The organism is Pseudoalteromonas rubra (genome assembly GCF_000967655.1).
In the GTDB taxonomy this organism is placed as follows: Bacteria; Pseudomonadota; Gammaproteobacteria; order Enterobacterales; family Alteromonadaceae; genus Pseudoalteromonas; species Pseudoalteromonas rubra_A.
In genome coordinates, this window is the sequence record NZ_JXYA01000001.1 from 21,012 (window position 1) to 38,257 (window position 17,246).

General features: G+C 48.6%; 16 protein-coding genes. 13 read left to right on the plus strand and 3 right to left on the minus strand.

All coding sequences use genetic code 11. The annotated features are described in order from the left end of the window. Positions 1–90: 90 nt before the first annotated feature. Entirely contained in the window at positions 91–1,311 is a 1,221-nt protein-coding gene (locus TW77_RS00095) for an aromatic amino acid transport family protein (protein ID WP_046002935.1), read from the plus strand. 47 nt (positions 1,312–1,358) lie between these two features. Continuing rightward, positions 1,359–2,297: a hypothetical protein gene (locus TW77_RS00100; protein WP_162197928.1), complete on the plus strand. Its 939-nt coding sequence runs from the start codon at positions 1,359–1,361 to the stop codon at positions 2,295–2,297. A gap of 182 nt (positions 2,298–2,479) precedes the next feature. Here TW77_RS00100 and TW77_RS00105 read toward each other — a convergent pair whose 3' ends face one another. The 3 genes from TW77_RS00105 to pomA form a co-directional block, all read right to left on the minus strand. Further along, complete coding sequence (locus TW77_RS00105; protein ID WP_046002937.1) at positions 2,480–3,004, minus strand: hypothetical protein; 525 nt, start codon at positions 3,002–3,004, stop codon at positions 2,480–2,482. 172 nt (positions 3,005–3,176) lie between these two features. Next, positions 3,177–4,109: a flagellar motor protein MotB gene (locus TW77_RS00110; RefSeq protein ID WP_046002938.1), complete on the minus strand. Its 933-nt coding sequence runs from the start codon at positions 4,107–4,109 to the stop codon at positions 3,177–3,179. A gap of 2 nt (positions 4,110–4,111) precedes the next feature. Then, positions 4,112–4,879, minus strand: coding sequence for a flagellar motor protein PomA (pomA, locus tag TW77_RS00115; RefSeq protein ID WP_010382858.1), 768 nt, complete (start codon positions 4,877–4,879; stop codon positions 4,112–4,114). Between the two features lie 241 nt (positions 4,880–5,120). Here pomA and xseB point away from each other — a divergent pair, with 241 nt between their 5' ends. The 11 genes from xseB (at position 5,121) to TW77_RS24065 (ending at position 16,830) form a co-directional block, all read left to right on the plus strand. Further along, positions 5,121–5,363, plus strand: a complete 243-nt coding sequence (xseB, locus tag TW77_RS00120; RefSeq protein ID WP_046002939.1) for an exodeoxyribonuclease VII small subunit — start codon at positions 5,121–5,123, stop codon at positions 5,361–5,363. A 3-nt stretch (positions 5,364–5,366) separates the two neighbouring features. Beyond that, positions 5,367–6,254: a (2E,6E)-farnesyl diphosphate synthase gene (ispA, locus tag TW77_RS00125; RefSeq protein WP_046002940.1), complete on the plus strand. Its 888-nt coding sequence runs from the start codon at positions 5,367–5,369 to the stop codon at positions 6,252–6,254. Positions 6,255–6,464: 210 nt separating this feature from the next. Next, the gene (dxs, locus tag TW77_RS00130) at positions 6,465–8,333 is read left to right on the plus strand and encodes a 1-deoxy-D-xylulose-5-phosphate synthase (protein WP_046003078.1); all 1,869 of its coding nucleotides are present in this window, start codon (positions 6,465–6,467) and stop codon (positions 8,331–8,333) included. A gap of 352 nt (positions 8,334–8,685) precedes the next feature. Further along, complete coding sequence (locus TW77_RS00135; protein WP_046002941.1) at positions 8,686–8,916, plus strand: hypothetical protein; 231 nt, start codon at positions 8,686–8,688, stop codon at positions 8,914–8,916. Between the two features lie 540 nt (positions 8,917–9,456). Beyond that, on the plus strand, positions 9,457–10,221 hold the full coding sequence (deoC, locus tag TW77_RS00140; RefSeq protein WP_046002942.1) for a deoxyribose-phosphate aldolase: 765 nt from the start codon (positions 9,457–9,459) through the stop codon (positions 10,219–10,221). After that, positions 10,221–10,943, plus strand: a complete 723-nt coding sequence (gene deoD, locus TW77_RS00145; protein WP_046002943.1) for a purine-nucleoside phosphorylase — start codon at positions 10,221–10,223, stop codon at positions 10,941–10,943. Before deoC ends, deoD begins: the two co-directional genes overlap by 1 nt. A gap of 85 nt (positions 10,944–11,028) precedes the next feature. Further along, positions 11,029–11,529: a hypothetical protein gene (locus TW77_RS00150; RefSeq protein WP_046002944.1), complete on the plus strand. Its 501-nt coding sequence runs from the start codon at positions 11,029–11,031 to the stop codon at positions 11,527–11,529. Positions 11,530–11,645: 116 nt separating this feature from the next. Further along, positions 11,646–12,266: a phage tail protein gene (locus TW77_RS00155; protein ID WP_046002945.1), complete on the plus strand. Its 621-nt coding sequence runs from the start codon at positions 11,646–11,648 to the stop codon at positions 12,264–12,266. 317 nt (positions 12,267–12,583) lie between these two features. Beyond that, a complete protein-coding gene (locus TW77_RS24060; protein WP_052712977.1) occupies positions 12,584–13,201 on the plus strand; it encodes a phage tail protein in 618 nt (205 codons plus the stop codon). Positions 13,202–13,417: 216 nt separating this feature from the next. Continuing rightward, positions 13,418–13,969 (plus strand): phage tail protein, encoded by a 552-nt coding sequence (locus tag TW77_RS00165; RefSeq protein ID WP_046002946.1) that lies wholly within the window; start codon positions 13,418–13,420, stop codon positions 13,967–13,969. A gap of 254 nt (positions 13,970–14,223) precedes the next feature. Next, positions 14,224–16,830: a fibrinogen-like YCDxxxxGGGW domain-containing protein gene (locus TW77_RS24065; protein ID WP_052712978.1), complete on the plus strand. Its 2,607-nt coding sequence runs from the start codon at positions 14,224–14,226 to the stop codon at positions 16,828–16,830. Positions 16,831–17,246: the final 416 nt, after the last annotated feature.

The following is a 17,246-nucleotide window of genomic DNA, read 5'->3' on the forward strand; positions in this document are numbered from 1 at the left end:
TACCTGTACCTTGATTTGTAGCAAAACTATTTCATTTTTTAGTTAACCGTTATATGGTGCCAGCTTCTCTCACTAAGTTAGGGGCTATGTGTGCAAAAAAACAAAACTATCGGCAGCATGTTAATTGTCGCCGGCACCACCATTGGCGCAGGTATGCTGGCATTACCCATCGCCTCCGCAGGGCTGGGGTTCACCACCGCATTACTGTTGATTCTGGCCACCTGGGCCTTAATGACTTACACCGCCTTACTGATGCTGGAATTGCATCAATATGCCAGCAAAGAGGCCACATTAAACACGCTGGCCAAACGTATTTTAGGTAAGAAAGGGCAGTATATTGCCAACTTCTCCATGGTGTTTTTATTCTATGCCCTGTGCGCGGCTTATATCGCCGGCGGCGGCGCCCAATTGCAAGAAAAGCTGACAGCACTCACCAGCATGGAGATTGCTCCACAAGCAGGCTCAGTGCTTCTGGCTATTATGGTTGCGACAATCGTGACATTAGGCACCAGTACCGTGGATAAGCTCAACCGGGTATTGTTCACTATCAAACTGGTCGTTCTGGCCAGTTTGTTTTTCGTGCTGACTCCTTATGTACGTGGCCAGCATTTACTGGATATGCCAATTGAGCAAGGCTTGATCGTCTCTGCTCTGCCGGTGATTTTTACCTCATTTGGCTTTCATGGCTCGATCCCTTCTATCGTAAAATATGTCGGACTTGATATTCGTACACTGAGAAAAGTAATGATAGTGGGTGCCTCACTGCCTTTGGTCATTTACATTGGCTGGCAGTTACTCAGCCAGGGCGTGATGGCACAAAGTGCCTTACTAAACAGCGAAGGTTTACCTGGGTTTGTCGACAGCATCTCAAGTATTGCCCATAGTCCTCAGGTCAGTACCTTCGTTACCCTGTTTGCCGACCTGGCACTGGCGACCTCCTTTTTGGGTGTCAGCCTGGGGTTATTTGACTTTTTTGCCGATGCATTTAAAAAGCGTAATACCGTGTCGGAGCGTATCATCACCGCACTGATTACTTTTTTACCTCCGCTTGGCTTTGCCTTGTTTTATCCGCAAGGATTTATCATGGCGTTGGGCTATGCCGCCATTGCACTCGTGGTGCTGGCCATTTTTCTGCCTGTGGCTATGGTCTGGCAACAGCGTAAAACGCACCAGGCGGACAGCGCAAATCAGCCAGCTGACGGCTATCAGGTGGTAGGCGGAAACCTGGGTCTATTGTGTGCCGGCCTGTGTGGGGTCCTGATCATCTCAGCCCAATGTTTGCAAATGCTCGGCGTGATACCAGCGCTTTAACAAATAACCACATTTTTTGCCTCGATTTAACCGCGGCTGGCGATATAATGTCCCACCAAGACATTCCAGCCGTAGTTAAGAAGGACCGTATGAAGCACCTGATCCCCCTTATTCTTCCAGCCGCATTGCTTGTCGCCTGTGGTGGCGAAAATAGCGAGCCTTTGAAAGCCAACCCTGATAGTTCTGATGGCGCGTCAACGGACAATAGTAGCCAGGATACCAGCAACCTGGTACAAAGCTGCGGTAACGATTTTAATGCCCAGCGGTCGCTTAATAAGTTCGAAAGCAGTGCCGTATTTTGGCAAATAGAGGGCGCACAGCTACAGTCAAAACCGCAATTGATGATGTTTGCTGATAAGTTTTCTCTGAATGCGTCTCACGAACTTAGTTCAGATGCGACTCTGTGTCTGCTGGCGGCAAATATCTTTGGCTCCAGTGGTGCTCAAACCTGGATGGGAGCAGACAATGGCTCAGTTAAACAGGGTGAACTCTATTATTACAGCCCTGCCCTCACATTCACAGGGAGTTTACCGGAGTTCACCTCACTGGATGACTGGCGTGCTCAGGGCGCGCCTGCGCAAACCGTGATCGCAACACCAGATAGTGAAATGACCATTTGGTATCGTAACCAGGACGAGAATCGCTTTACTTTAGGAACCGCACAGAGCAATCAAAATCCGCTAACACTGAATTGTGATCAAGATGGATTTGCACTGTCCTATTCTCTTGCTCAGGTCGCACAAAGCCAGAGAGATACATTGAATCCCAGCTTCTGTGAAACTCAGGGCACCGGAGATAACGCGGTTACTCAGTGTCTGAGTGTGGCACTGACCACCACAGATAAACTAGAGTCGTGCAAATTTGGTGCAACCAGCATAGCATTGCCAGACAGTACAGGCGCTAAAACTGCGGTAAAAATCGCGGGGGAGCTGAGCGTTCTCACCACAGGTGCAGAACTAAATATTAGCCAAATCGATATTCGCTGATTGATATCAGGTATTGTTCAGGACGATAAGTATAGATAAGCCAGTGTTCAGATACGCTGGTTTATCAGGTACGCTAGAGATAGATATGATAGTAGGTGAAAGGCTTGATGCACACATTGTGCACAAACGTGAAAAATGAAGACCAGATATTTGCCTAAGTAAACGGACTAACGCTCAAGCAATTAACTGACGTCCTGAGGGGGCTGTGAAGAGGCGCGTTTTCTGCCATTTCGGCCAAGAAGGTATATCAATGGCGCAAAACATAAAAACACGGTCGCGTAGTTGACTAAAGGCAAAATGGTTTTATAAAAATAACCTGAATAGCTCAGCTCCATCAGATGTCTATCAACCAGCCTGAACAGCTGTAATAGCGGTGCAGGGATCACAACCAGCTGACAAATAATACTCTGCCACATGTACATTTTGTCTTTGAGAGCCCAATAAGCAACGATGGCGATGAAGAGAATGTCAGCAGCAGCCCAATAAATGTACCTAAATACCATATGGGTATCGAGCTCTAGAATGAGATCGTGCGTTAAATACCCGTTCACAAAAAATGCGAAACACAACAACGAATATCGCAGCGCCAGCCTGTCTTTCAGAAAATAAAACAAGATAACTGACAGAGAGACAAGCATCATCTGGCTGTCAAAAATGGCACCCAAAAGTGGCTTTAAACTGTCACTGTTAATATCGATATTCGTCATTATGGTTATCTGAAACCGTTAGCCCTTACTTCGGCTGCTCGTTTCCATCGTCACCGCCACCATTTGAACCCGGCATATAAGCATATTTATTAAGCATTGTTTTCTCCATTAACATTATCAGATTAAATTCCGCTGAATAGCCTAGCCCAAGAATCGGTACCACGCAATACTTCTAGTTGTTTCCACGGACATTTATTGGGTCAGATTCTTTGGCTTTGCCCTGCATAATCGATATTTCAACACGCCGGTTACGGCGTCGGTCTACATCTGTTTCATTAGGCACCAGCGGTCGGGTATCTGCATGCCCAACCACCACCATGCGATTTTTATCAAACCCTGGAACGGTTTGCATTTCGCTCGCGACCGCCACCGCCCGGGTAGCAGACAGATCCCAGTTATTGCTGTACAGCTCATTAGAAAACTGAAAGTCATCCGTATGCCCGGACACGGTTATTTCGCCCGGTACATCTTTGAGTAGCTGAGCAATATCCTGGATCACCGGTTTAAACTTAGGCTGTAAAAATGCACTGCCCGACGGGAAAGAGCCATTTTCCTGAATTCGTATGATGATTTGCTGACCGAGCGATTCCAATTCAATAGCACCATCCATAATTTGCTTTTCGAGCTGTTGCGCAATTTTTTTCACCAGCTCATTCACCTGCTCCTGTTCAGCCGCAGCAATTGCCTGAGTCATCGACTGCTCTTGTGCTGTACTGGACGATTCGCCACCGCGTTTGTTACCGCGCTGCTCTTGTCGTCCACCTGCGGAGCTTTCGTCACCTGCCTGAAACTCCAGCATCTGCTGGGTCATTTCAACGGTCTGTTGCTGAATGGTTTCTATGGGAGTCGGCTCGGGCTTACCTGGTGTGAATTCCATTGCAATCACACTGGTGCCTTTGGGAATGTCTTTTACTTCAATCTTATTCTGAACACCAAATGCGAACTTCATTGAACCCGCAATTTGCTTGAACTTGAGTACATCCATTTCCGAAAACGCCAGCAGCAGAACGAAGAAACACATCAGCAGTGACATCAGATCAGCAAAAGTTCCCATCCAGGCAGGCAGACCCGGGGGAGGACATTTGCATTCGTTCTCGTCTGACATAACTACTCCTCGGCCTCACCACCGCGCTTGGACTCAGGCAGGTAGTTTTTCAAAATGCCTTCAATCACTTTCGGGTTCTGGCCATCCTGAATCCCCAAAATGGCATCCAGGATCAAGCGCTGGTTACGCTCTTCCTCGTCTTTGCGCAGCTCCAGTTTAACCTGAATAGGAATGGCTACCACGTTGGCCAAAAAGGCCCCATAGAGCGTGGTCAATAGCGCAACGGCCATCGCCGGTCCAATCGCTTTGGGGTCATCCATGTTAGATAACATAGCTACCAAGCCGATCAGGGTACCAATCATCCCCATCGCAGGCGCAATGTCTGCCAGGGATTTAAACAAACCTGCGCCCATTTCATGACGCGTTGAGGTCAGCGCTATGTCTTTTTGCAAGGTCGCCCGAACCACATCCGCGTCATGACCATCCACCAGCATATCTACGCCTTTGCGCATGAACGAGTTGGGAATTTCCGCTTCTTCCAGGGCCAAAAAGCCGCCTTTACGCGCAGAGTCCGCAAGCTCAACCGCTTTTTCAATCAACTCTTCCGGGGTTTCGAGCTTGAACATAAAGGCCTTACCGGCCACCTTACCAATGCCAAAAAACTGGCTCATGGTAAAGTTAGAAAGCACGATGAAGATCGAGCCACCAAACACAATAACCACTGATGGAGTGTTGTAAAACATGGCGACCTGGCCATCACTACTAAGTACCATGGACATCACAATCAAGCCTATGGCCCCTAAGATCCCAATCACGGTTGCTAAATCCACACACCCTCCAAAGGAATTTACCCGCTATCTATCACGCAGTTATTATTATCGACAGAGTTATCGGCCAGTTTTGCAATAACTTAACTCAATTATATTAAATTGCCTTGAAATTGCGAATTCATAAACCATTGACAGGCCGTCCGAACTGTATAACGCAAAAAGTCTGAGAGATCTTTGACCTCAATCTGTAATACTCATAAAATTAGGCGTTTTTTAATTTAGCTCAAAGTGAATATTGCACATGGCGACAAAAAAACCGGAAAACATGAGCTTTGAAGAAGCCGTTGACGAGCTTGAAAGCATTGTACAGGGTATGGAGCGGGGCGAATTGACCCTGGAGCAATCCCTCAAACAATTTGAACGTGGGATCAAGCTGGCTAACGCCTCCTCCCACAAGCTGCAACAGGCAGAACAGAAAGTGGCGATTTTACTCGGTAACGACGAGCAAAGCCCACTGAGTGACTTTACGGACGAGCTGGAATAAACGGTGGATTTACAAGCACAACTTGCCCATGCCAGAGCGCAGGTCGAAAACACTGTGGCGACCTATTTCGCCCAGACACTGGACAGTGACGAGACAGCCATTGCCGCGGCGCGCTATAGCATCAGTAATGGTGGCAAACGGTTACGCCCATTTTTAGTTTACACCACGGGGCAAATTTTTGGCGCCTCATCGCGCGACCTGGATATCGCTGCCGCGGCGGTTGAGTGCATTCATAGCTACTCGTTAGTGCATGACGATCTGCCCGCCATGGACGACGACGACCTGCGCAGAGGAAAGCCCACTTGTCACATTGCCTTTGATGAAGCACAAGCCATTTTAGCCGGTGATGCCTTGCAAACCTTGGCGTTTGAGTTGTTGTCTACGCACACATTCTCGGTGCCGACAGCAAATCAGATTGCGATGATAAAAACACTGGCCAAAGCATCTGGATTACAGGGCATGGTGGGTGGTCAGGCGCTGGATTTGGCCGCGACTGATAAGTCGGTGAGTTTGGCTGAGCTCGAGCGGATCCACCGCTTAAAAACAGGCGCCCTGCTGACCTGTGCCATTGAACTGGGCGCGTTGTGTGCCCCCGACGTCTCGCTTACTACTCTGGAGCGATTACGTGACTATGGCCAGAATATAGGTCTGGCGTTTCAGGTTCAGGACGACATTCTCGACATTGAAGGCAACACAGAAGTACTGGGTAAACCTCAGGGGTCTGATCTGGAACATAATAAATCTACGTATCCTGCACTGTTGGGATTAACAGGCGCCAAGCAAAAAGCACAGGCACTCGTAGAGGACGCCAAGCGGGCACTGCAAGACATAAATGCAGACACACAAACCTTGGCTTTGCTGGCAGACTATATCATCGCCAGAGACCATTAATGACACTGCACAGACTAGCAATCGACTGATAAGTCGCTAAATTAATAACTAGTTAAGTTATACTGTGGTGCATTGCACTGAGCACGCCGAATCAAGCGCCTAGAAAGCGGCTTGTAAATAGGCTGAGCCCTGGAACAGAATTCATAAATTTAATGGCAGATAACAATGACAACTAAGTCAGCAAACTCTGCCCAGGATAACGTAATCAATATGAGCCTTGATAACAGCAAGTATCCCCTTTTGGCATTGATAGAGCAGCCTGAGCAGCTGCGCACTTTGCCACAACACAAACTGACCGAGTTCAGCAATGAGCTACGTGACTATTTGCTCAACTCAGTTTCACAAAGTAGCGGCCACCTGGCCTCGGGCCTTGGGACTGTTGAGCTGACAGTCGCACTGCACTACGTCTACAATACGCCGGCAGATCGGCTAGTGTGGGATGTGGGCCACCAGGCCTACCCACATAAAATCCTCACCGGACGCCGAGATAAGATGCATACCATACGACAAAAAGATGGTCTGCACCCTTTCCCGTTCCGTGAAGAAAGCGAGTACGACACCTTCAGTGTTGGCCACTCCAGTACCTCTATCTCAGCAGCGCTGGCCATGGCCATTGCCGCAGAAAAGGAGCAACAGGGGCGTAAAGTCGTTGCCGTGATTGGTGATGGTGCGATGACCGCAGGCATGGCTTTCGAGGCAATGAACCACGCCGGTGATGTGAAATCAGACATGCTGGTGATCCTCAACGACAATGAAATGTCTATCTCTGAAAACGTCGGCGCGCTGAACAACCACTTTGCACGAATTTTATCCGGCAGCTTTTACACGAATATCCGCGAAGGCGGTAAAAAGCTGCTCTCGGGTGTACCGCCGGTGAAAGAGCTGGCCAGTAAAGTTGAAGAACACCTCAAGGGCATGGTGATACCGGGTACCTTTTTCGAGGAGCTGGGCTTTAACTACATAGGCCCAATTGATGGCCACGACGTGAATATGCTGGTCGATACGCTCAGAAACATGCGTAATCTAAAAGGTCCGCAGTTGTTGCACGTTAAAACGCAAAAAGGCAAAGGTTACCAACCTGCGGAAGCCGATCCGATCGGTTACCACGGTGTGCCTAAGTTTGATCCCAGTATTCATAGCCTGCCTAAGTCCAAACCCAGTGCCCCGACTTTCTCAAAAGTGTTCGGCGACTGGTTGTGTGACATGGCAGAGCAGGACGCCAAGCTAATGGCCATTACCCCGGCCATGCGTGAAGGCTCCGGCATGGTGCGTTTTTCTAAAGAACACCCTAATCAATACTTTGATGTGGCCATTGCAGAGCAACATGCCGTCACCTTAGGCGCCGGGTTTGCCTGTGAAGGTCTTAACCCCGTCGTTGCTATCTACTCTAGCTTTTTGCAACGTGGTTACGATCAGCTGATCCACGATGTCGCACTACAAAACCTGCCGGTGCTGTTTGCCATTGATCGCGCCGGGATTGTGGGTGCCGACGGCGAGACGCACCAGGGGGCATACGATTTGAGCTTTATGCGCTGTATTCCCAACATGGTGATTATGGCTCCGAGCGACCTGAACGAATGCCGTCAGATGCTTTACACCGGCCATCGTCTGCAACAGCCTGCCGCAGTGCGCTACCCGCGTGGTTCTGCAGGTGAAGCAGAGATTGAAGCACAGATGACCGAGCTGGAAGTAGGTAAAGCCAACCAGCTGCGCTCAGGTAAGAAGGTCGCTATTCTTAACTTTGGTACCTTGCTACACAATGCAAAACCAGTCGCAGACGCGCTGGATGCCAGTTTGGTGGATATGCGTTTTGTGAAGCCACTTGATGGCGCCATGATTGAAAAGCTAGCAGCCGAGCATGACTTGCTAGTCACACTGGAAGATAATGCCATCGCAGGCGGTGCCGGTAGTGCCGTCAGTGAGTATCTGGCCGCTAAGCATATACTAAAACCCACTCTGCATTTGGGCATTCCCGATGAGTTTATCAAGCATGGTACTCAAAATGAAATGCATGCTGAAATGGGGCTGGACGCAAACGGGATCCAGCAAAGGATTGAGACTGTGTTATCGGGTTGGTGAGTTCACAGAACCTGATAAACTCGTCACTTCCTTCTTGCATATAGTCACTGCTGTGCAGTGGCTATATGCAACTCCCCTCTGACAAATCCCCCAGAAAAACTCCGTTTGCACTCTGCAACCAGCCCATCAAATAAAACCCACCGATAACTGTTCAAAATTTCTTATTTAAAGTGTTTATTTTGAGTGTGAACGCGAAGTTTTTTGCCAGGCCTGGTTGGTGCCTCTGCAATGCTACAATTAACTCTACTTTTTAGTTTGCACTTAATCGCTAATTATTGTAGCTTAAATGGGTACAAAGTGATTTGGTACATTTGAAAATAACAAAAAGTTTAATATCTACAAGGAAATGATTATGAAATTAAAACTAAACAAAAAGAAAATGAAAACCCTGTCTACCGACCATTCAAACCTGCCAGCGAACATGACTCCTCAGATTGCTGGTGGTACTGACATTAACAGCAGCTACCCTTCTTATCGCTGTGGTGGTGGCGGTGGTGGTAATGATACCTCACTAAGTGCAGATGGTGTAACACACTGTGTAGCATACACTTGCGGTCGTAATGGCTGTGGTGATATTTTGTAACTACCTCTCTGTGTTTAAAAACAGAGAACTTAATGAAACGCCTCTATGAGGCGTTTTTAGTATCTCAAATAGCAATTGTGCGTTATTAGTAACTCAATAAACTGGCACTCACGCTTTTGCAGATATTTTATCAGGGAGTGGCCGCCGTACAATCGGCTTTGCCATGACGCCATTGACCTAAATAAGTACACCCAACCCACCTCCCATCATACTGACTCGCCTTAGCGATATTGCCGGCTTAAGCCATTTCTGGACATCGTTCTGTTGCGCCGTAATATGCAGACCGCCTGGAAACTATCTTGCGCCATATCAAGACACAGGCTCTTTATACTGGAAAAGTGTCACCAACTAACAGACAATACGTCGGTGATTAAATGGAATTAGCGTGTCCCGCCGGGACGAGTCTTCACGGAACCAAGTCCACTCGAGTTCCCAAAATACGAGTGAGCGACGCCTGAACTGTGCCCTCTTCGTATTGTCGGGTAAGTGGTTCTTAGTAGCCAGACCACACCATACTGGCTGCACATCAGGAGTTTCCCTATGTCATCAATAACCCCCCAACAGGCCGCTCAGCTGGCGCTCAATTGTATGGATTTAACCAGCCTGACCGGCGCAGAAAGCGACGACGATATTATCCAGCTTTGCCAGCAGGCCAGCTCAGAGGCAGGCGCCGTGGCCGCAATCTGCATTTTTCCTCAGCATATTCCTCTGGCCAAACAGCACCTGGCTGAGGGGATCAGGATTGCCACGGTCACTAACTTCCCCCATGGCTCAGAGGATATCGCCAGCGCAGTTGAGCAAACCCGTGCGGCAGTCATGCTCGGTGCCGACGAAGTCGACGTGGTGTTTCCTTACAGGGCACTGATGGCTGGCAATAGCGAGGTTGGTGCGCAACTGGTTCAGCAATGTAAAGCGGCATGTGGCACTGAGGCACAGCTCAAAGTCATCATAGAATCTGGTGAGTTAAAAACCGCGCAACTCATAGAACAAGCGTCGCACATTGCCATAGCAGCGGGTGCCGACTTTATCAAAACCAGCACTGGCAAAGTGGCGGTTAATGCCACATTAGACGCCGCACATGTGATGCTCAATACCATCAAAAACAGTGGCAAAGCCGTTGGCTTTAAAGCCGCCGGTGGCGTACGTACGGTGAATGATGCCTGCGCTTATCTGGACACCGCCCGGCAAATTATGGGCCCCGACTGGGTCAACTCACAGCATTTTAGATTTGGCGCTTCGGGCTTACTCAGCGATGTGCTGAGTACTTTGACAGGCTCTGCCAAAACGTTATCGGGAGACTACTGATGAGCAGCCCCCACCAAACCGTTCACATCAATGCGCCAGCCGATGCATTTGCCGATACCGTGTTACTGCCGGGCGATCCGCTGCGCGCTAAGTTTATTGCTGAGCACTTTCTCACGGACGTGAAAGAAGTCAACAATGTGCGCAATATGCTTGGCTACACCGGTTTCTTTCAGGGTCACAGGCTGTCTGTGATGGGCACCGGCATGGGGATCCCCAGCTGCTCCATTTATGCCAAAGAATTGATCACTGAATATAAAGTGAAAAATCTGATCCGGGTGGGCAGCTGTGGTGCTGTGTCAGAACAGGTAAAACTGCACGATATTATTATTGCGATGGGCGCGTGTACCGACTCCAAGGTAAATCGCATACGCTTTAAAGATCATGACTTTGCCGCCATTGCCAATTTTGAGCTGCTGAATACTTGCGTCAATACCGCTGCACAGCTGGCGTTAAAAGTGCAAGTTGGCAATGTATTTTCATCCGACCTGTTTTATACTCCTCAGCCAGAAATGTTTGACCTGATGAATAACATGGGGATCCTGGGTGTAGAAATGGAAGCGGCCGGTTTATATGGCGTCGCGGCACAATATGGTGCCAGGGCCCTGACTATTTTAACCGTTGCCGATCACATCACCCTAGACACGCACCTGAGCAGTGACGCCAGGCAGTCTTCCTTTGCACAGATGGCTCAGCTGGCTTTGACGACAGCCAAAGCGTTGTAACTGTTCCGGGCTTAAGCGCCAAGCTTGGCGCTGAGCCCCATCAGGCAAATTCAACACCATTGCTTGAACGAATTACATAAAACTTATGACCAAAACCCGACAAATTATTTATGCGGTTGTGCTCAACCGAGGATTTTTACTGTTTCCACTGGTGCTTATCAGCCTGCTGGTTGGCAGTATTACCGCAGACGATCTGCGTTTTTTACTGGGGCATATGGACACACACGGTTATCAGCGCGTGATTGATAACGAGTCCACCATTACCATTTTGCTGATCGGGTTTGGGGCAATTATGGATGGCCGTAAAATCTTCTCAAAGCGTTTGCTGGAAAGTAAAAATGATCCAACCCTTGAACAGCACAGCGCCCTGAACGCCACCTCTGAATACTATGGCTTTATGCTGATTGTCATCGGTATTGCCGTCGAAATTGTTGACCAAATCACACGATATCTTCGTACCTTTGACATCGACATTATGGCATTTGAAGCCATCTTCAGCCTGGTATTTAATGTGATTGCGCTCATTGTGATGCTCAAAGCAGCGTACAGAATCGCGGCCATTGACATAGAAAAGCATCAGCTTTAGGCCTATGCCTGGCGTGCCTCATCCCCTGTAATACAAAGTAATATACTTGCGGTATTCATGCATGTAGGATAAATGCTGGTGTAAGTATCTAATTTCAAAGCGCTAGGGACTGTTTTATGTCATCAGATTCATTTACGGGCGAACTCATGCCCTTTCTCGGTAATTTTGTTGTCAGGGGCTATTTAGCGTGTGAAGGCCAGCTACTTGACATAGCGAAATATTCGACCCTTTACTCACTGATAGGTACCTTTTATGGTGGTGACGGCCGGGTCAGCTTTGCTGTGCCAGATCTTCGCGGGCGTCGTCTTACTGGCCGTGGAAAGGCACCAGATTTAAAATATGATTATAAAATCGGCCAGAAAGGTGGTGCTGACTCTATAACGCTCACTGAATATGCTTTACCTATGCACAATCATGCCGCATCGCTGGAGATACCGAACACCTATAGCCAAGCGGTTGCTCCGATGGCGGTTGCAGACAACGCTGCAAACACGTGGATACCCAACACCAAAGTTTACCTTGGCAGGCCACAGTATAAAAACTACGTTGTACCAAACGACTCTGACCCCGTTGTACCAATTGGACTCAGAGGAGTGAATGTGGATGTTCACTCTACTGCCTCAGCTGACGTTGCAATCCAACGAACAGGTCAGAGCAAACCTGTTAATTTCCAAACTCCATATAAAACAGTAAACTGGCTTATTTGTACAGACAACCTCTATCCGGAACGCGGTTAACAACAGAAATCTGTCATTGCGCTGTCAATATGGACTTAACAGGCCGGACCGTCTGATTGTGTACATACAAAACAATATCAAGTCGCTTTGTTTTATACTGACGATTAGAGCAGTTTGCCAAGGTTGCAGGCTGATTGCTCAAAATAAATAAATGCTCTTCTCACTCACTTCTTTTGTGCGGTTCCTATCAGCACACACCTGCCACAGGTGTTTTCGAAATGTGTTGTAATACAAAGTAATATACTTCTGAAAAGGGATAAGGTATCGTCAATTAATCTATATAGTATTTAACAACAATGATTTAGGGAGAGCATGTTATGGCAGCCAGCGCATTTATCGGTGAAATGATGCCGTTTACAAGTAACTTTGCGGTACGCCAATTCGCAGAGTGTACCGGGCTAATCATGTCAATCTCTCAACACTCAGCAACGTTTGCTATTATGGGTACAATCTATGGGGGTGATGGAAGAAGCACCTTTGCGCTACCAGACTTGCGTGGAAGAAGCCCTATCAGTTATGGGCAAGGGAAAGGCTTATCCGTCTACCGCTTAGGTAGCTGGGGTGGTAGCGAAACCGTTCAGCTGACGACCGCACATCTCCCTGCACACTCCCATACGGCAAGTGCTACAGTCAACGTATCAAGTACCGCTGAGGCCACCCTGTCTGTGGCCACTAACGATGCCATTGACTTTAGACCGAGCACAGGTGCTTTCCTCGGCACACCGGAAGATCCCTGTTTCTTTGAGCCCAATGCATTTGACCCAGAGCAGCTGGTGGAGATCAAGGGACCAGACATTCAGGTGCAAACAGTGTCAGAGAGTGCATCAGTCACATTAGATGAGGCAGGTTTAGGTGAGGAGGTTGAAATACTCAGCCCATTTACCACAGTTAACTGGCAAGTGTGCATAAATGGACTGTGGCCATCCCGTCCATAATGGCGGGTGAAACCAAAACGCACAGGGAGCTCACCTCCTGATGCGAATTACTAAGGTTAAAAAGCAACATCACATAGCCTGCCTTGGGAGGTGGGCCAGACAATGAGTTTATTATAGGCAACAGGCAGCGTATAGGGTTGAGTCGACTGGTGCCTGCCATGCGTTGAACACACCTGAAGTACTAATTTAAACAACATCTAACTGTGAGGTAGAAATATGGCTGTTGAAGCATACCTGGGTGATATGATGCCCTTTGCTGGTGACTTTACTGTAGAAGGTTACGGCCCGTGCGACAATACTTTAATATCAATCAACCAGAATCAGGCACTATATACTATATTAGGCACCAGATATGGTGGTGATGGTCGCACCACCTTTGCGCTCCCGGACCTGCGTGGCAGAAATCCGATACGATATGGTGCAGGCCCGGGTCTGGCACAATATAGGCCAGGGCAAATGGGCGGTTTAGAACAAACAGTACTGAACCGAAACAACCTGCCAGCGCACACACATTACGGCAAGCTGACAATCGCAAAAAATGACGGCAATGCAACTGAACCCGAACCGGATAAAGGGTTGATTGCCTCCGGATATGACATGTTCTTCAACCCTTCGGCGTTTGAAGAAGCACACCTGGCTCAAATCCAGGGGATTATTACGAATAAAAGCAACTTGCCTGATAGACCTAATAGCGTCAATGTTCGCAACCCCTATTTAGCCGTCGGCTGGCAAATTTGCGTCTTGGGTGCCTACCCGAGGCGCGCTTAATCAATACTAACCGGGTGCCATGCACCCGGATTGACCTGTCAGTCTTATTACTCTCCCGCTCTTAGTCACTTTCTACAAACGCATCGATTCGCAGACCCACGCTTTTGCTTCACACTCACACGGCAATGAATCTATTTGCGCCAAAAACACCACACCAAAGAATGACAAAAAACATTTATAGCAATCATTAATACGTAATCCTGTACACTATTCATCGCACATTAATCCAACTCTACTTCTACACAGGAAAAAATATGAAAAAACAAGTGTTACCTTTGATGCTTGCCACCCTGGGCTGGCATGCATCGGCAACCGAACTGGTACAGGATGGCCAGTTCGAACAACAAGCACTGGCTGAAGCACAACTAAGCCACACCTCTGATATCTGGACATTTTCCGATAGCCAGGCCGGGATCATTAACCTTTCCGCAGCTCATTACGCCGATCATCAGGCTGTAAATAACGTCGCCTTCATTGGTCAGGGTGCATCCCTGAGCCAGGCCCTGCCTGTGCCATTGAGTTTAACCAGCGACTACAGGATCCAAGCTAAATTAGGTGTGCGCGCCAGTGTTAACCCGGCCAACTTTAGAGTTGGCTTTCGCATTGCAGAACACTTTATCGATGTAACTCCTGAACTCACCTTAGTCGAGGGGGCATTTGTCCAACTTGATGTGACATTTGAGCCGACCGAGACGCATCGCGCACTTGCTGAGTTAACTGATACCATGGCACTGGAAATACACAATATCAGCATTGATGCCAACACCATTGACGTAGACGCCATCTCTGTTGTCAGCATGGCTAAGCCCTTGGATGATGACGGCGATGGCATGACCAATGAGTGGGAAATTCGCTATGGACTCAATCCGGCAGATGCAACTGATGCAGGTACGGATATAGATCAGGATAATGCCAGTAACTTAGCTGAGTTTCTGGCTAGTACCGATCCAACCGACTCCAGTAGCTATCCTGCATTGTTTGAACCACTGGCGCAGGCTAATCTGGAAATACCCGGCGCCCTGAGGTTAACGCCCAATGCCAGTGCACCAGTGCCCTGTAACCCTGAGCACACAGGCTCAATATATTACAGCAGCGTACAAAAGCAGATTTTCAGCTGTGATGGAACACTCTGGAGTGAATTAAAGGGCGAGCAAGGTCTGCAAGGTGAACAAGGACTACAGGGGCCACAGGGTCCGCAGGGCTTACAAGGAGTACAAGGACCACAAGGTGAGCCGGGTGTACAAGGGCCAAAAGGCGACCAGGGTATCCAGGGCCCGAAAGGGGATCAAGGCCTGCCTGGCACCACACACTGGCGCGATGCTGCTTCATCAGTCTCTACCAATGTCTCTGTGGGTGTCGGCACCCAGTCACCCAGTGCAGCGCTTGAGGTCATTGGAAATGCCATAGCCAATGACCCGATAGCACCAAACCATCTGGTCACTAAGCGCTATGTTGATAACGCCAGCCAGTCACTGGAAGCCAAATATGCCCGTTTACTCGATATGGTCAATGTCCTCAATCAGGAAGTGTACCCCAGCGACGGGATCAGCTGTGAAAGCATTGCCCTCAGTGATCCAATTGCTACGTCCAATTTATATCTGATTGATGCAGACGGACCCGGTGGCGCACCTGCTATCCAGTACTTCTGTCACTTTGAAGATTTGAGTCTTTCCCGTCCGGTTGTCACCGATGGTGATACCACGGGCGCCAATAATAACATTGCGCTGGTCTACACGAATTCACTTTCACCGGGTAACTACAGCGCCAGTGGCACCGTTAACCAGTTCAGTCCGGCTGGCGCATTTGACGGCCATCTGTATTACACGGATCCAAATCCGAAAATTAACCCTCAGGCAGGTGAAATGCTGACGCACGGGATCTGGCTTGGCCCAACCAACAGCAACGAGTGGTTGCAAGTCTCCTTTGCCAGAAGAGCTGTGATCACCGGTTTTAGCACTCAGGTGTCGATGAAGCACGCAGAATTTTCACCACGGACACCCAAAGAAGTAATTGTTCAGGTGTCAGACGATGGCATCACGTTCACCGATCATGAAACCATTACGATGGAAAAAGGGACCAGCCACGTTAAACTCTCGAAGGCTGCTTTAGGAAGCAGCTTCCGACTGCTGGTGCTGAGCACCCATGGCTCTGGCGACTATACTCAAATCGACGAAATGGAATATTACGGCTTCTTTATTGATGAATTTGCCAATAACAGTCCACAGGCACAGGGCAAAACCTGTCATGACATTCAACAAACCAATCCGACCAGCCAGTCAGGCTATTACACGATAGACCCGGACGGGGATGGCAGTGTCGCACCGTTTGTGGCGTATTGCGATATGGAGACCCTGGGCGGTGGCTGGACGCTGTTCGCCAACCATGCCGATGGTATTTACAGAAAACTGATCCGTGAGCCTGTCAGAGTCGACCAATATGGGGTGCTGGAATCCTCAAGGTGGCAGGCACTGCGCGCGGCTATGACCGAAGGGATGATGTTTGTTGATGAGCACAGTAAAGTATCGATGATCTCGGCCTTCAATGTCACCAACCCAACAGGCGTTGGATGCCAGGGGCTACTGGACAACACCGCCGCAGACTTAACGGCCACTTTCGACAACACCCCTCACCTTGAAGGCCTGAATATTTTCAGGTCTGAGCCCACGGGGGTGCCCTGTAGTTATGTCGATAGCGGCACTTTCACCATGGCGCAACTAGCCGATAATACCGGATATTATCAATGGGATATTGCCGGTGCGGCGATTTTTAATGGCAATCCGGAGCGACAATTTACCATCTGGCCGTATGCGACCCTGTATTCTCACCCAGAACAGGATGTACTGAAGTACTACATTAAATAACGCAACAGGTGCTGGCTAATGAACACATTAGCCAGCACTACAGCCTTTCAGTCAGACTAATCGCGCTCTTAACTGCCTTGTCTGTCAGTATAAATACGCTGCTAACAACACACGCGCTGTAATCAGTTCATCATTTTAAATTCTACACTGCCAATATCTCGACGATAGCTTCGTAAGACTCAAATACGCCTTTGCTCCCTCTGAACAAGATGCCCAATATTTCTTTATGATTTACGCATTACAGGGCCTGTAAATGAATCAATTCATAACCTACAAAAAAGTCGCACATTATTATTTTTTTCATTGCGATCTGAGTTACAAATTACCCATTGCAGGAAATAGCAATAGGCGTCCGGGAAAGTGACTGTCAGACAATGCGGCAAAGAGCATAGAACCAACCCGGCTTTACCTTTACA

Excerpts from the sequence above, each read along its gene's own strand:
- TW77_RS00100 (WP_162197928.1), top strand. The coding sequence starts at position 1,359 with ATGTCCCACCAAGACATTCCAGCCGTAGTTAAGAAGGACCGTATGAAG.
- TW77_RS00105 (WP_046002937.1), bottom strand. The coding sequence starts at position 3,004 with ATGACGAATATCGATATTAACAGTGACAGTTTAAAGCCACTTTTGGGT.
- TW77_RS00110 (WP_046002938.1), bottom strand. The coding sequence starts at position 4,109 with ATGTCAGACGAGAACGAATGCAAATGTCCTCCCCCGGGTCTGCCTGCC.
- xseB (WP_046002939.1), top strand. The coding sequence starts at position 5,121 with ATGGCGACAAAAAAACCGGAAAACATGAGCTTTGAAGAAGCCGTTGAC.
- dxs (WP_046003078.1), top strand. The coding sequence starts at position 6,465 with ATGAGCCTTGATAACAGCAAGTATCCCCTTTTGGCATTGATAGAGCAG.
- TW77_RS00135 (WP_046002941.1), top strand. The coding sequence starts at position 8,686 with ATGAAATTAAAACTAAACAAAAAGAAAATGAAAACCCTGTCTACCGAC.
- deoC (WP_046002942.1), top strand. The coding sequence starts at position 9,457 with ATGTCATCAATAACCCCCCAACAGGCCGCTCAGCTGGCGCTCAATTGT.
- deoD (WP_046002943.1), top strand. The coding sequence starts at position 10,221 with ATGAGCAGCCCCCACCAAACCGTTCACATCAATGCGCCAGCCGATGCA.
- TW77_RS00150 (WP_046002944.1), top strand. The coding sequence starts at position 11,029 with ATGACCAAAACCCGACAAATTATTTATGCGGTTGTGCTCAACCGAGGA.
- TW77_RS00155 (WP_046002945.1), top strand. The coding sequence starts at position 11,646 with ATGTCATCAGATTCATTTACGGGCGAACTCATGCCCTTTCTCGGTAAT.
- TW77_RS24060 (WP_052712977.1), top strand. The coding sequence starts at position 12,584 with ATGGCAGCCAGCGCATTTATCGGTGAAATGATGCCGTTTACAAGTAAC.
- TW77_RS00165 (WP_046002946.1), top strand. The coding sequence starts at position 13,418 with ATGGCTGTTGAAGCATACCTGGGTGATATGATGCCCTTTGCTGGTGAC.
- TW77_RS24065 (WP_052712978.1), top strand. The coding sequence starts at position 14,224 with ATGAAAAAACAAGTGTTACCTTTGATGCTTGCCACCCTGGGCTGGCAT.